Here is a 14,127-nt window from a genome sequence, read left to right as displayed (position 1 = left end):
GACTATCAACGGAGGAAACACATGCTCACCAAACGTTCACTGCTGCTCGCCGCTGCCGCAATCATTCCTATGCTCGGGCTGACCGACATGGCCTCGGCCAAGGAGGCCAAGAAACTCGGCCTCGCCGTGGCCAATTTGCAGGCCGACTTCTTCAACCAGATCAAGCAGTCGGTCGAAGCCTACGGCAAGGAGAAGGGCATCGAGATCGTCACCGTCGACGCCAAGGGCGATTCGGCAACGCAGGTCAGCCAGGTACAGGATTTGATCACGCAGAACATCGACGCGCTGATCTACATTCCGGCCGGCGCCACAGCCGCCACCGTGCCGACCAAGACCGCCAAGGCCGCCGGCATTCCGGTGGTCAATGTCGACCGCAATGCAGACGGCGCGCCCGGCGACACCTTCATCGCCACCAACAGCGTCGCCTCGGCGCAGGCGGTGTGCGACTACATCGCCAAGCAGGCCGGCGGCAAAGGCGAACTGATCATCATCCACGGCCAGAAGGGCACCACGCCGGAAGTCGATCGCTCGAAGGGCTGCGGCGAAGCGCTCAAGGCCTATCCCGATATCAAGGTGGTCGGCGAATTGTGGAGCGAAGGCTGGCACCAGGACGAAGGCTTCAAGCTGACGCAGGACCTGCTGCAGTCGCATCCCGATGTCTCCATCGTCATCGGCCAGGCCGATGCGCTGGCGCTGGGTGCGGCACAGGCGGTCAAGGTCGCCAATCCCGGCCACAAGGTCTGGGTTGCCGGCTTCGATGGCGACGTGGCCGCACTCAAGGCGCTGAAGGACGGCGTGTTCGACGTCACCGCGACGCAGCAGACGCAAGGCATGGGCCGGCTCGCCGTCGATGCGGCGATCAAGCTGGTGGCCGGCGAAAGCGTTCCGGCCGAGCAGCTGCAGGATGCGACGCTGACCACCAAGGACAATGTAGAGCAGTTCATCGCCAAGCACCCGTAACCTGCGGCACCGCTTATAGAGAGCGCCACGATGTCTCCTGATCCTCGCCACAGCGAAAGCCCGCACAACGGGCTCTTCGTCAACGGCCTTTGCAAGAGCTACGGACCGGTCCAGGTCCTGGCCGATGCAAGCTTTGAGGTGCGGCCGGGCGAGGTTGTGGCGCTGCTCGGCGAAAACGGCGCCGGCAAGTCGACGGTGTCCAATATCATCGCCGGCTCGACCCGGCCCGACGCGGGCACCATCATCTGGCGGGGGAAACCTTATTCCCCCGCCTCGCCTGCCGCGGCAATCGATGCCGGTGTGGGCATGATCCATCAGGAACTGAAGCTGCTGCCGGATCTGTCGGTGGCGGAAAACGTCTATGTCGGGCGCCTGCCGATGCGCGGCGGCCGCATCGACCGCGCCGAGATGAACGCCAAGGCCTCGGCGCAGTTGAAGCGGCTTGGCCTCGACGTCTCGCCCGAGCGCAAGGTGGGCACGCTGCGCATCGCCGCCCAGCAACAGGTCGAGATCGCCAAGGCGTTGACGCTCAATGCCGAATTGCTGATCTTCGACGAACCCACCGCAGCGCTCGGCGGCGAGGAAACGGAGCTTTTGTTCCAGCAGATCCGCAAGCTCAAGGCGGAGGGCATGTCCTTCATCTACATCAGCCATCGTCTCGACGAGATCGCGCAGATTGCCGACCGCGTGGTTGTGATGCGCGACGGACGCATCGTCGCCCGCCACGAGCGCGCCGATATTCCCGTGCGCACAGTGGTGGAGCAGATGGTCGGCCGCTCGGTCGAACGGATGTTCCCGCATCTGTCGCCGCCGCGCGAGGAGACGCTGCTCGAGGTCGACAACCTGTCCTCGCCGGAGAAGAGCTTCAACAACGTTTCCTTCTCGGTCCAAGCAGGCGAGATCCTCGGCATTGCCGGGTTGATCGGCGCCGGCCGCACCGAACTGGTACGGGCGATCGCCGGAGCCGATCCGATCTCGTCGGGCTCGGTGCGCGTTGCCGGCAAATCGGTGCATCTCAGCGGGCCGGCGGCAGCGATCAAGGCCGGCGTCGTGCTGGTGCCGGAAGACCGTAAGGCGCAAGGCGTGGTGCTCGACCAGACCATCGGCGAGAATCTGGCGTTCGGCAATTTCGACCATGTCGCGCCGAAGGGCTGGGTGTTTCCGAAAGCGGTGCAGAAATTCGCCGAAGCCGGCATCGCAAGGCTCGGGGTCAAGGGCAAACCTGGCCAGGCGGTCAGCAAGCTTTCCGGCGGCAACCAGCAGAAGGTGATCATTGCCAAATGGGTGTCGCGACCGCCAAAAGTGTTCATCCTCGATGAACCGACGCGCGGCATCGATGTCGGCGCGCGTGCGGCTATCTACGACGTGATCGCCGACCTCGCCCGCTCCGGCATGGCGGTGGTGGTGGTCAGCTCCGACCTCGAGGAGGTGCTGGGGCTGTCGCACCGGGTGCTGGTGCTGAGCCGCGGCCGCCAGCGCGGCATTCTCGACCGCAGCGAGGCGAGCAATGTCGCGGTGATGGAACTCGCCACGAGCTGAGGACAGGAGTCGGAACAAAGCGCAGCAGGTGGTATCCTCCCAAGGACCGGACCGCGCGGGGCGCCAGCAAAGACTGGCGCCCCCTCATTTTAGGAGGGGGAACAACATGAAACTATTCGATCTCAGCGGCGACGTAGCGCTGGTAACAGGCGCCGGCAGCGGCATTGGCCAGGCCATTGCCATCGGGCTCGCCGAAGCCGGCGCCGACATAGCCTGTTTCGGCCACACCTCCAAGGGCGGGCTGGACGAGACGGCGCACAAGATTTCGGCACTTGGCCGCAAGGCGCTGGTGCTGACCGGAACGGTGACGTCGGAGGCTGACCTTGCAGCGGCGATCGAGCGCACCGAAAAGGAACTCGGCGCACTGACCATCGCCGTCAACAATGCCGGCATTGCAGGAGCCGAGGCCGCCGAGACGCTGTCGCTGGAGAAGTGGCAGAAAATCTACGACGTGAATGTCAGCGGCGTGTTCCTGTCCTGCCAGGCCGAAGCGCGCGCCATGCTGACGCGGCGCAAGGGCTCGATCATCAACATCGCCTCCATGTCGGGTTCGATCGTCAATCGCGGCCTGACCCAGGCGCATTACAATTCGTCGAAGGCGGCGGTCATCCACATGTCGAAAAGCCTCGCCATGGAATGGGCCGATCGCGGCCTGCGCGTCAATGTGGTGAGCCCAGGCTACACGCTGACGCCGATGAACAAGCGGCCGGAGGTCGCCGAACAGATCAAGATCTTCGAACGCGACACGCCCATGGGGCGCATGGCGACGCCGGAAGAGATGGTCGGCCCGACCGTGTTTCTGGCCAGCCGCGCCGCGAGTTACGTCACCGGCATCGACCTGATCGTCGATGGCGGCTTTGTCTGCTGGTAGGAGAAGAAAAGTGCAGAAGCGTTTTGAAGGCAAGACTGCTGTGATCACCGGAGCCAGCGGCGGCATCGGCGCGGCGATGGCGAAGCGCTTCGCCGAGGAAGGTGCCGCGGTGGTGGTCAGCGCCATCGATACCCGCGTCGAGGACGTCGCCGCCGGCCTGAAAGCGGCAGGCGCCAAGGTCGCGTCGATGCGCATGGACGTTACCAGGAAGGATGAGGTCACCGCGCTTTACGACCTCGCCGAGAAGGAATTCGGCCGTGTCGACATTTCGGTGCAGAATGCCGGCGTCATCACCATCGCCCGGATCGAGGCGATGACCGAGGCCGAGTGGGACAAGGTGTTGGCGGTCAACACCAAGGGCGTGTTCCTGTGCTGCCAGGAAGCGATCGCCCGCATCCGCAAGCATGGCGATGGCGGCCGGCTGATCAACACGGCATCGGGCCAGGCGCGGCAGGGTTTCATCTACACGCCGCATTATGCGGCGTCGAAGTTCGGCGTCGTCGGCATTACCCAGAGCCTGGCCAAGGAAGTGGCCAAGGAAAAGATCACCGTCAACGCCATCTGCCCCGGCATCATTGACACGGACATGTGGGCCTATAATGACGCAGCGTGGGGCAAGCTGATGGGTGACTACAAGCCCGGCGAGCTGATGGCCGAATGGGTGAAGAACATCCCGATGGGGCGCGCCGGCAGCGGCGAGGACGTGTCCGGCCTGGTCAGCTTTCTCGCCAGCGACGACGCCACCTACATCACCGGCCAAACCATCAATGTCGATGGCGGCCTGATCATGTCGTGAACGTCAGCTCTGGCGGTTGGCAATCGACCAGTCTGAAATTCCGCAGTGCACAGGGCATCAGCCGTTGCGCCGCTTGAACGTTGGTATATATAATTTCATCCCATGAAACGGCCTTGGCGAGGACGGGGCTCGCCGGCCGAGATCATGGGACCTTGATGGCTCGCACGTCTGAGAGCGCCGCTGGAGCGGCGATCGATCTGTTGACGATTGCTCACGCAGCAATCCATCCGATGCCATGACGCGGGCCCGCCCGGCATCACATAAACACCAAGTCGAGCAACCATTTCGCCTGCGCAAGTTGCGGCCGCGGCACTGGCTTGGTGCGAACGAGCTTGCGTAACGACCCGCCTTTCCAACACAATCAAGAAAAGACGCAAGAAGGGAACGATCAAGAAATTTCCACATGGTTTGACAGGAGAACAAGCATGTCATTTCGCAGTGTGATTTCGAACCTATCAATGGGAGCCCTGGCGCTTGCCACCGCAAGTGCGCTTACATCACCGGTCCACGCAGCAGCACCTGAATCCAACGACCCGATCAAGATCGCGCTGTTCGACTGGACCAGCGTCAACCTCAACGCCAAGATCCTTGGCGGTATCCTCGAAAAGCTCGGCTATACCGTCGAATATCCGACCGCCGACTACCTCTCCAGCCTGACCACCGGTCTCACCAATGGCGACCTCGATGTCGGCCTGGAGTTCTGGGACACGACGGCCGGCGAGGCGATGAAGGCTTCAGACGCCACCGGCCAGACCGAGCGGCTGGGCAAGCTCGGGCCGAAGGCCAAGGAGGAATGGTGGTTTCCCGAATATATGAAGGAGAAATGCCCCGGCCTGCCCAATTGGGAAGCGCTAAAGGACCCGAAATGCGCCGAGGCGTTCTCGACAGCGGAGACGGCGCCGAAGGGCCGCTATCTCGGCGGCCCGGTAACCTGGGAGGGTTTTGACGACGAGCGCGTCGAGGCGCTGAAGCTGCCCTTCACTGTCATCCATGCCGGCACCGACGCGGCGATGTTCGCCGAACTGGACTCGGCCTATCAGCGCAAGGCGCCGATCATGCTGTGGATCTATTCGCCGCATTGGGCGCCGGCCAAGTACAAGGGCGAGTGGGTCGAATTCCCGGAGTATACGCCCGAGTGCTACACCGACCCGAAATGGGGCACCAACCCGGATGCCAAATATGATTGCGGCAAACCGCATGGCGAAATCTGGAAATACTCCTGGTCCGGCATGAAGGACAAATGGCCGGTCGCCTACAAGGTGGCCAAGGCGTACACGATCGATACCGATGAGCTCAACAAGATGAGCGGCGAGATCGACCTCGGCGGCAAGACGCCCGAAGATGTCGCCGCCGCCTGGATCGCTGCCCACGAAGCCGACTGGAAAGCCTGGGCGCAGTGATCGCCTGACTGGAAGCCGGACCCGGCGGGTCTTATCTCCATTTTCCAGAAGGACCATTGGATGACGGAAGCGACTGAACCGCAGGCAGTTGGCACGCCAAAGGATGCGCGGCCGATAAAGCTTGCTTGCCGCAATGTCTGGAAACTGTTCGGATCGAACGCGGCCAGCTTCATCCGCGAGCGTGACGGCAAGGCCAGCATGGCCGATGTCGCTGCCGCAGGACTGGTGGGTGCGGTGCGCGCCGTCGATCTCGAAATACGCCAGGGCGAGATCTTCATCATCATGGGGCTATCCGGCTCCGGCAAGTCGACGCTGGTGCGCTGCATGTCGCGGCTGGTCGAGCCGACCCACGGCAAGGTCGAATTCGAAGGCAACGACCTGCTCAAGATTTCCGATGCGGCGCTGATCGAACTGCGGCGTCATCGCATGGGTATGGTGTTCCAGAATTTTGCGCTGCTGCCGCATCTTAACGTGCTCGACAACATTGCCTTTCCCCTGAGCATCCAGGGCCAGGACCGACCGACGCGCGAAACGAGAGCGCGGGAGGTGATCGATCTCGTGGGCTTACGCGGCCGCGAGCATTTCTATCCGCGCGAACTCTCCGGCGGCCAGCAGCAGCGCGTCGGCATTGCCCGCAGCCTCGCGACCAAGCCGGAGATCTGGTTCCTCGACGAGCCGTTCTCGGCGCTCGACCCGCTGATCCGCCGCGAGATGCAGGACGAACTGATGCGGCTGCAGACCATGCTGCACAAGACCATCGTCTTCATCACCCATGATTTCGACGAGGCGATAAGGCTTGCCGACCGCATCGCCATCATGAAGGATGGCGAGGTCATCCAGACCGGCACGCCGGAACAGCTGGTTGTCAACCCGGCGACCGACTATGTCGCCGAATTCACCCGCGATGTCGACCGCGCCAAGGTGATTTCGGCCCGCAGCCTGATGCGTGCCTGCGATGGCGCCGAGCACGGCGGTACGGTTTCGCCCGACGCCAGGATCGCCAGCTTCTCGGCCAGCATCGTCGCTTCGGGTAAGCCCTTCGCCGTGGTCAACGGCACCGGCAGGCCGATCGGCGAGGTGACGCCGCAATCGGTGATCGAGTTGCTGGCCGGTATCGAGCATACGAGAGCCGGCGCATGACGGTCACGGCAAGCGCCAGCGAAACGAGGCCGCCGGTTCAGCGCTGGCTGCTGATCTGGGCGCTGGCGCTGGCCGCCGTGCTGGTGGTATTCCTGCTGCAGGAGAGGCTGCCATGGGCGGTCGACTATCCGGCCGATGCGGTCGTTCCCGTCGCCGACTGGGTCAGTGCGCTGATGCGCTGGATCAAGTCGAACTTGTCCTGGCTGACCCGCTCGATCACCGCGGTGCTCGGCGTTCCCCTCGATTTCGCGCTCGACCTGCTGGCCAAGAATTTCAAGATTGGTCACGGTGCCGATGCCTATGTCCTGCCGCGCCTGTCCTGGATCGGCGTCTGCGTAGCCGCCTTCATCGCCGGGCACGCCGTGGGCGGTAGAAAACTCGGCATGCTGGTCGGCGGCTGCTTCCTCTACACCGCGCTGTTCGGCCAATGGACCAGCGCCATGCTGACACTGGCACTGATTTCCATCGCGGTGCCGTTCTGCATCGTCACCGGCCTGTTCGCCGGCATCTGGGCGTGGCGCAAGCCATGGGCCGAGCGGCTGATCATCTCCCCTGCCCTCGATTTGATGCAGACCATCCCGACCTTCGCCTATCTCATCCCGATGCTGCTCCTGTTCGGCAACAGCCCGGTCTCGGCGATGATCGCCACCGCCATCTTCGCCACGCCGCCCATGGTGCGAGCAACGATGCTGGGTCTGTCGCGGGTGCCCTCCGAGATCGACGATTTCTCAGAGATGGCCGGCTGCACGGCGCGGCAGAAATTGTGGCGCGTGCTGCTGCCGTCGGCGCGGCCGACACTGATGATCGGCGTCAACCAGGTGATCATGCTGGCGCTGAACATGGTGATCATCGCCTCGATGATCGGCGCCGGCGGCCTCGGCTATGATGTGCTGCTGGCGCTGCGTGCGCTGAAGGTCGGCGAAGCGATGGAAGCCGGGCTCGCCATTGTGGCGCTCGCAATCGCGCTCGACCGGCTGAGCCAGGCGATCGCGCATAAGCAGGCAAAAGGCCACGTTCAACGGCAGGCGAACCAGAGCGTTTGGCGGCGCTATCCCAATCTGTCGCTGGCCATCGCCATCCTGGTCGTGACGACGCTGCTCGGCCTGTTCGTACCGGCCTTCGCGGCGGTGCCGAAGGCGATCACCTTCACCACTGCGCCACTGTGGAAGGCGGCGGTGAGCTGGGTGACGATCAACTTCTTCGACGTGATCGAAGCGTTTCGCGTGGCGCTCATCCTCAATGTACTGAACCCGCTGCGCGCCTTCTGCGAAGGCTTTCCGTGGCTCGGCGCGGTGGCCCTGCTCGGCCTCGCCGGCTACCAGTTCGGTGGCCTGCGTCTCGCCGCCCTCGTCGCCGCGCTGACCGCCTTCTGCGCCGTCACCGGCCTGTGGGAAAAGACCATGGCGACGGTTTATCTCTGTGGCATCTCGGCCTTCATCGCTTGCCTGATTGGCATCCCGATTGGCCTGATGGCCGCGCGCAGCGACCGCTTCGAAAAGATCGTCACGCCCATCATCGACACGCTGCAGGTGCTGCCGTCCTTCTGCTTCATCATTCCGGTGGTGATGCTGTTCCGGGTTGGCGACGTCACGGCCATGATCGCCACGATCGCCTTCGCCGTGGTGCCGGCGATCCGCTACACCAATCACGGCATTCGCCAGGTGCAGCCGGCATTGATCGAGGCTGCCAAGGTTTCCGGCTGCACGCCGCGCCAGACGTTCTTTCGCGTGCAATTGCCGCTGGCGCTCCCCGAGATCATGCTCGGCGTCAACCAGACCATCCTGATGGCATTGGCGATGATCATCATCTGCGCCATGGTCGGCACGCGCGATCTCGGCCAGGAAGTGTTCATCGCGCTGTCGAAAGCCGCTTCCGGCCGCGGCATTGTCGCCGGGCTGGCAATAGCCTTTATCGGCATCGTCGCCGACCGGCTGTTCAATGCCTGGACGGCGAAGGCGCGGGCAAGACTAGGATAATTGTTGAAATGTCCAATCCCGGCGAACCGCCTTTTACCGTTGTCGTTTTCGACATGGCCAAGACCGGCGAGCCGGATGGCGAGCATCTGATTTCCGGCTTCGAGAAGCTGGGGGCGGCGACGGCCTATGCGATTGCGCGGGTTCGCGCCTCGGTGGAGGAATTGCGCAAGCCTGGCCTCACACCCACCGAATTACGCCAGCTTTGGCACCTCTATGGCGAAGACTGTTCGGTGCTGAACGCCGGAGTGCGCGGCAGCGATCTACTCCACGATTTCATTGCGACGCCGTCGATGCCGGCCGAATGCAACTGGCAAGTTCTCGCGCCCAGGCTGCGCCGCTTCCGCGCCTCGCTGCTGATCTCCAACGGCAACAACGAATCCGTCTGGGCCGGCGGCTTCTTTCGCTCGACCTTCAGGCTGTCGCGAGACGGTCTGCTCGAGCGCTTTGGCGACGACGCCATTGCCGCCTTCAAGGCCAAGGGGATCGAGCCGGCGGAGCCGACGAAGCTCATGGTCGCCAATTACTTCGAGCTTCCCGACCCGCCCTACCCGCCGCCAGGCGTGACGCTGCGATCCTGGAAGGTCGAGGTCGGTTTCGTCTGCCATGACGTGAAGTTCGGCGGCGACGCCGCCGGAATCTTCGCCTGGCCGCAAGAGCCCACCAACTGGGCGCTCAGAACCATGCAGTTCCTGCTGATGGCCGACATGATGGCCATGCGCGGCGATGGCCCCGACTGGGCCAACGACTGCGAGATACTAACCGCCAAGGTGACCGAGACGGAGGCGCCTCCCGACTATCCGCTGGATTGAAGTGATGATCATCACCTGCCCCGTGGCCGGCACACGCGATCTGGCCAGGAAGTGTTCATCGCACGGTCCAGGGTCGCGGCATTGTCGCGGGCTGGCAACAACCTGCCATCGACATCATCGCGGTCGGTCTCCGACCCCTGAGCCGCGAAAGCTCAAGCACGGCTCGGATAGACGGTTTCGCCTCTTCTGGAGTTCGCCTCTTCTGGAAATGGCAGGCCGCGCTCCAGCTCTTGACTTTGACGCATTTTCGCGCGGAAAGCTGCTTCATCCTCGACCAGCCTGAGCTTGCTGCCGAATGCCCGATCAGCGCGAACCGCCTTTTACTGTCGTCGTCTTCGACATGGCCAAGACCGGCGAGCATGTGGTTTCGGGGTTTGAGACGTTGGATGCGGCTACGTCCTACGCGATTGCTCGGGTTCGCGCCTCGGTGGAAGAGCTGCGCAAGCCTGGCATCGCAGCAGCCGAGCTCCGGCGGCACTGGCATATCCATGGTGAGGATTGCACGGTGCTGAACGCCAATGTGCGCGGCAGCGATCTGCTTGACGATTTCATCGCGACGCCGGGGACACCGGCCGAATGCGACTGGCGGGCGCTGGCGCCACGACTGCGCCGTTTCTACGCCGCTGTGAACGTCTTCAACAACGATGGCAAATCTATCCGGGTCAGCGGCTTTTTCCGCGCGACCTACCGGTTATGGCACGCTGGCCTGCTCGCACGATTTGGCGACGACGCCATCGCCTCCTTCAAAGCCAAAGGCATCACGCCGGCAGTGCCGACGAGAGTCTCGGTCGACCATCACTTCGAGCAGCCCGATCCGCCGCGCCCGCCGCTCAGCGATATCAGGCCGTTGCTGTCGTGGAAGGTCGAGATCGATTTCGGATGCACCGATGTGAGGTTCGGCGCCAAAACCGACGGCGTCTTCGCCTGGCCCGAGGAGCCGACCGGCCGGGCACTCAACGACATGACACATCTGCTGATGGCTGACAGACTGTCCATGTACGGCACCGGCCCGGAGGGCGCCTATTATAGCGAATTGGTCTGGGTCAAGGTGACGGAGACCGATGCGGCTCCCGACTACCCTCTGAATTGAAACTGGGCCGGTGCCGGCGCATTGTTTTGCATCACGCCGACCTATTCCGCTGCCACGCCCTTCACCTGGAGATAGCTTTCCATCGAGTCGTCCAGCGCCTGCAGCCAGGGCGTATGGTGCAATGGCGCCATGGTGCCGGTCATCAGCGAGCGGTAGGCGTGGTCGCGGAAGCTCATAATGTCTTCCGCCTTGTGGTGCTCCCACTCCATGAAGGTCTGGTTGACCGCCTCGACGTCGAAGCCGGGATAGTCGGTCTGGTCCATCAATTCCTTGGTGTAGTCGCCCTGGAACCAGATCATCTGCTCGGCGTCTTCCAGCGTCTCTTCGCGTGCCCGCCACTTGGCGCCGTGCTCGGCCATCGCCTGTACCGACGGCAGCTTGATGCGGCCCATGATGACGTCACGGGCGAACCAGGCCTGGGCGTCGAACATGTTGAAAGTGTAGAACTGGTCCTGCATGCCGATATAGGACAGTTTCGGGTTCTTCTCCCACACGACGCCCTCATAGAGCCCGTCCGGCCACATGCGGTTGGCGGTCTTCAGCTTCAGCTCTTCCGTGAGGAACGGGAAGGAATGCAGATAGCCGGTGCACAGGATGATGGCGTCGACGTCCTTGGTGGTGCCATCCTTGAAGTGCGCCGTCTTGCCGACGACCTTCTGCAGCAGCGGCACTTCCTTCCAGTTCTCCGGCCATTTGAACCCCATCGGCTTGGAGCGGTAGCTGGAGGTGATAGATCTGGCGCCGTATTTGTAGCATTGCGAGCCGATGTCCTCGGCAGAATAGGAGCGGCCGATGATCAGTATGTCCTTGCCCTTGAACTCCATGGCGTCGCGAAAATCATGGCTGTGCAGGATGCGGCCGTTGAATGTCGAAAAGCCTTCGAAATAGGGAACGTTGGGAACGGAAAAATGCCCTGAGGCGACGACGACATTGTCGAACTCCTCGGAGTAGGTGACGTCGTTGGTGCGGTCATGCGCGGTGACGGTGAATTTCCTCGTCTCGTCGGAGAAAGTCACCATGCGCACCGGGCTGTTGAAGCGTACCCATTCGCGCAGGCCTGATTTCTCGACGCGACCCTTGATGTAATCCCACAGCACCGCGCGCGGCGGGTAGGATCCGATCGGGCGGCCGAAATGCTCCTCGAACGTGTAGTCGGCGAATTCCAGGCACTCCTTCGGTCCGTTCGACCAGAGGTAGCGGTACATCGAGCCGTGGACGGGATCGCCGTGCTCGTCGAGGCCGGTGCGCCAGGTGTAGTTCCACAGGCCGCCCCAGTCGGACTGCTTTTCGAAGCAGACGATTTCGGGTATCTCGGCGCCCTTGTCGGCAGCCGACTTGAAGGCCCTGAGCTGGGCCAGACCGGATGGCCCCGCTCCAATGACGGCAACGCGCGTTTTCATGGCAGGCCTCCCGGTGTCATTCGATTTTTGGAATTGCTCTTACGAAACAAATTTCACTCACAGGACAGTAATTGCCTCTTGGATGCTGTCAACAGGCCTTGTGGAGAAACCGCGTTTCGCCCCAGCGGATTTCCGGAAACGGATGACGGCGCAAATCCGGTGCGGACACCATTCGACTTAACGGGCTTGCTGCGCGGTTGCGTTTCTGTATCGGCACCGAATATGTTCACCTGGAGTGAAATAATCATGGGGATTCGGGGGCGAGATGGCGAAGACAAGTTCCGACTCCAAGACTGCTTCGACAAGGGCAAAGCCACCGGCGAAGGCATCCGTGGACGGGAAGACCATCCGCGCGCCGCTGACGCAGAACCCGCATGCCATTCGCGACACCCGCGAAAAAGTGCTGGAGGTGGCGATCGGGCGCGAGGTGCGCGCCTTCCGCAAGAAGCTCGGCATCACCGTCGCCGATCTCGCCGTCGCCACCGATATTTCGCTGGGCATGCTGTCGAAGATCGAGAACGGCATCACCTCGCCGTCGCTGACCACACTGCAGGCGCTGTCGAGGGCGCTCGGCGTTCCCGTCACCGCCTTCTTCCGCCGATTCGAGGAAGAGCGCAGCGCCGTCTTCGTCAAGGCCGGCGAAGGCCTCGATGTCGAACGCCGCGGCACCCGCGCCGGCCATCAATACAATCTGCTCGGCCATATCGGCTCCAACACCAGCGGCGTCGTCGTCGAACCCTATCTGATCACACTGACCGAGGATTCGGATGTGTTCCCGACCTTCCAGCATGAGGGCATGGAATTCCTCTATATGCTGGAGGGCGAGGTGGTGTACCGGCACGGCAGCAACCTCTATCCGATGAAGCCCGGCGACAGCCTGTTCTTCGACGCCGACGCGCCGCACGGGCCGGAGCAACTGACGAAACTTCCGATGCGGTATCTGTCAATTATTTGCTATCCGCAGAGCGCGGGGTAGTCGGACCGCCGCAGCCCCCTCACCCGGATTGCCCCGAGGGGAGAGGAGTCTGGCGTCAGCGCTGGCGATCTCTTCTCCGCTCGGGGAGAAGGATGGCCGCGCAGCGGCCGGATGAGGGGGCCTTTAGTCCGGCCCGAACCCCGGTGACGTCGCACTGCCATCATCCAGCTTCGACAGCCATTCCACCAATGTCGGCCGATACCGCGTCAGGCCCTTGTAGGTGGCCAGCTCTTCCGGCAAATCCCGGATCACCCGGTGCAGTCGTCTTGCCCATTTCGGCTGTGTCACCAGTTCGTCCATCTTGATGAGATAGCAGCGGATCGGGAAGACGATGCCGTTCGAGCGCGGCAGGCGCCAGAAGCTTTGCAGTTCGACGCGCAGATGCACCTTGTCGCCGACATTCTCCGGCGTCACCGTCGCGCGGTCCGGGCCCCATTTGTGGTAATTCTCCGGGCTGGTGTCGAGGCGCGGGTTGATGGTCATCGTCCAGTTGAGACGCCGCGCCGGCTTGCCCTGCTGGATGTTGGTGAGGAACTTCAGCGCCCTGACGAAAATCCCCTTCTCATGAGCCAGCGGCACCGGCGCGTGCCATTCGAAGAAATTCATGCCGATGTCGAAATCGAGCGACCAGTCGGCCTGAGTGGTGACCATGCCGGCGTCCATCCAAAGATTGCCGTCGCGCTGATCGAGAATGCAGAAATCACCCTGGCTCTGGCGGGTGATGTACTCCATCGGCCCGTAAGGCAGTGTCGAGGTGTCGCCGAAGGTGAAGGTGTCGTCGATGCCGAGCGGCCGGTTGATCCAGCGCCAGCGGTCGCCGTCGCGGGTCAGGGTGAAATGCTCGGGATAGCCAAGTGCCTGTTGCTCCATCAAAAGTTCGAGCAGGTCCCAGCCGGCCAGCGTCATATGCGGCAGCGACTGGCAGCGCAGCGGATCGTCGGCCAGCACCAGTGCACGGTCCTGCATCTCGGCGACATAGTGCTCGTCGACGTCGATCAGGTTTTCCAGAACGCTGCCCTTGGGGCCAACCACATGCGGCTCGATGTTGACCGCATACATGTAGGCGTCTTCGTGGAACGGGAACGGAAACCGCCTGATGTGTTCCGGGCTGTTCTTGAAGGTGAAATCGTCCCGAAACGTTTCCTTGCGAAAGGTGATGCCCAAGCTCGC

12 protein-coding genes are annotated in these 14,127 nt (G+C 62.8%); 10 read left to right on the top strand and 2 right to left on the bottom strand.

What is annotated here, in order from left to right; all coding sequences use genetic code 11:
* Positions 1-21 precede the first annotated feature (21 nt).
* The 9 genes from ACYG97_RS00895 (at position 22) to ACYG97_RS00855 (ending at position 10,581) form a co-directional block, all read left to right on the top strand.
* Positions 22-960 carry a sugar ABC transporter substrate-binding protein gene (locus ACYG97_RS00895; RefSeq protein WP_023668529.1) on the top strand — a complete coding sequence of 313 codons (939 nt, stop codon included), beginning with the start codon at positions 22-24 and terminating at the stop codon, positions 958-960.
* Between the two features lie 30 nt (positions 961-990).
* Positions 991-2,499 carry a sugar ABC transporter ATP-binding protein gene (locus ACYG97_RS00890; RefSeq protein ID WP_023732154.1) on the top strand — a complete coding sequence of 503 codons (1,509 nt, stop codon included), beginning with the start codon at positions 991-993 and terminating at the stop codon, positions 2,497-2,499.
* A 106-nt stretch (positions 2,500-2,605) separates the two neighbouring features.
* Entirely contained in the window at positions 2,606-3,370 is a 765-nt protein-coding gene (locus tag ACYG97_RS00885) for an SDR family oxidoreductase (RefSeq protein WP_023732155.1), read from the top strand.
* The gene (locus tag ACYG97_RS00880; protein WP_050590350.1) at positions 3,348-4,166 is read left to right on the top strand and encodes an SDR family oxidoreductase; all 819 of its coding nucleotides are present in this window, start codon (positions 3,348-3,350) and stop codon (positions 4,164-4,166) included. The genes ACYG97_RS00885 and ACYG97_RS00880 overlap by 23 nt, the downstream gene beginning before the upstream one ends.
* A 425-nt stretch (positions 4,167-4,591) precedes the next feature.
* Positions 4,592-5,566: an ABC transporter substrate-binding protein gene (locus ACYG97_RS00875; RefSeq protein WP_023732157.1), complete on the top strand. Its 975-nt coding sequence runs from the start codon at positions 4,592-4,594 to the stop codon at positions 5,564-5,566.
* 60 nt (positions 5,567-5,626) lie between these two features.
* On the top strand, positions 5,627-6,706 hold the full coding sequence (locus ACYG97_RS00870; RefSeq protein ID WP_023732158.1) for a quaternary amine ABC transporter ATP-binding protein: 1,080 nt from the start codon (positions 5,627-5,629) through the stop codon (positions 6,704-6,706).
* Positions 6,703-8,682, top strand: coding sequence for an ABC transporter permease (locus ACYG97_RS00865; protein ID WP_023732159.1), 1,980 nt, complete (start codon positions 6,703-6,705; stop codon positions 8,680-8,682). The genes ACYG97_RS00870 and ACYG97_RS00865 overlap by 4 nt, the downstream gene beginning before the upstream one ends.
* Positions 8,683-8,690: 8 nt before the next feature.
* Entirely contained in the window at positions 8,691-9,491 is an 801-nt protein-coding gene (locus tag ACYG97_RS00860) for a hypothetical protein (protein WP_023732160.1), read from the top strand.
* Positions 9,492-9,786: 295 nt separating this feature from the next.
* Positions 9,787-10,581: a hypothetical protein gene (locus tag ACYG97_RS00855; RefSeq protein ID WP_023687067.1), complete on the top strand. Its 795-nt coding sequence runs from the start codon at positions 9,787-9,789 to the stop codon at positions 10,579-10,581.
* Between the two features lie 41 nt (positions 10,582-10,622).
* On the opposite strand, the gene ACYG97_RS00850 is transcribed toward ACYG97_RS00855, so the two are convergent.
* On the bottom strand, positions 10,623-11,981 hold the full coding sequence (locus ACYG97_RS00850; RefSeq protein WP_023732161.1) for an NAD(P)-binding domain-containing protein: 1,359 nt from the start codon (positions 11,979-11,981) through the stop codon (positions 10,623-10,625).
* 265 nt (positions 11,982-12,246) lie between these two features.
* On the opposite strand from ACYG97_RS00850, the gene ACYG97_RS00845 reads away from it, so the two are divergent.
* On the top strand, positions 12,247-12,957 hold the full coding sequence (locus ACYG97_RS00845; protein ID WP_023687066.1) for a helix-turn-helix domain-containing protein: 711 nt from the start codon (positions 12,247-12,249) through the stop codon (positions 12,955-12,957).
* Positions 12,958-13,080: 123 nt separating this feature from the next.
* Here ACYG97_RS00845 and ACYG97_RS00840 read toward each other — a convergent pair whose 3' ends face one another.
* Positions 13,081-14,121, bottom strand: coding sequence for a heme-dependent oxidative N-demethylase family protein (locus tag ACYG97_RS00840; protein ID WP_023732162.1), 1,041 nt, complete (start codon positions 14,119-14,121; stop codon positions 13,081-13,083).
* Between the last annotated feature and the right edge of the window lie 6 nt (positions 14,122-14,127).

This window comes from Mesorhizobium sp. W067 (genome assembly GCF_054719525.1).
The sequence above is the reverse complement of the archived record's forward strand: the minus strand, read 5'-3'. Positions and strand labels throughout refer to the sequence as shown.

What these genes read in the sequence shown, in the direction of transcription:
- ACYG97_RS00885 (WP_023732155.1), top strand. Translation starts at nt 2,606, where the DNA reads ATGAAACTATTCGATCTCAGCGGCGACGTAGCGCTGGTAACAGGCGCC.
- ACYG97_RS00880 (WP_050590350.1), top strand. Translation starts at nt 3,348, where the DNA reads ATGGCGGCTTTGTCTGCTGGTAGGAGAAGAAAAGTGCAGAAGCGTTTT.
- ACYG97_RS00845 (WP_023687066.1), top strand. Translation starts at nt 12,247, where the DNA reads ATGGCGAAGACAAGTTCCGACTCCAAGACTGCTTCGACAAGGGCAAAG.
- ACYG97_RS00850 (WP_023732161.1), bottom strand. Translation starts at nt 11,981, where the DNA reads ATGAAAACGCGCGTTGCCGTCATTGGAGCGGGGCCATCCGGTCTGGCC.
- ACYG97_RS00895 (WP_023668529.1), top strand. Translation starts at nt 22, where the DNA reads ATGCTCACCAAACGTTCACTGCTGCTCGCCGCTGCCGCAATCATTCCT.
- ACYG97_RS00875 (WP_023732157.1), top strand. Translation starts at nt 4,592, where the DNA reads ATGTCATTTCGCAGTGTGATTTCGAACCTATCAATGGGAGCCCTGGCG.
- ACYG97_RS00870 (WP_023732158.1), top strand. Translation starts at nt 5,627, where the DNA reads ATGACGGAAGCGACTGAACCGCAGGCAGTTGGCACGCCAAAGGATGCG.
- ACYG97_RS00890 (WP_023732154.1), top strand. Translation starts at nt 991, where the DNA reads ATGTCTCCTGATCCTCGCCACAGCGAAAGCCCGCACAACGGGCTCTTC.
- ACYG97_RS00855 (WP_023687067.1), top strand. Translation starts at nt 9,787, where the DNA reads ATGCCCGATCAGCGCGAACCGCCTTTTACTGTCGTCGTCTTCGACATG.
- ACYG97_RS00860 (WP_023732160.1), top strand. Translation starts at nt 8,691, where the DNA reads ATGTCCAATCCCGGCGAACCGCCTTTTACCGTTGTCGTTTTCGACATG.
- ACYG97_RS00865 (WP_023732159.1), top strand. Translation starts at nt 6,703, where the DNA reads ATGACGGTCACGGCAAGCGCCAGCGAAACGAGGCCGCCGGTTCAGCGC.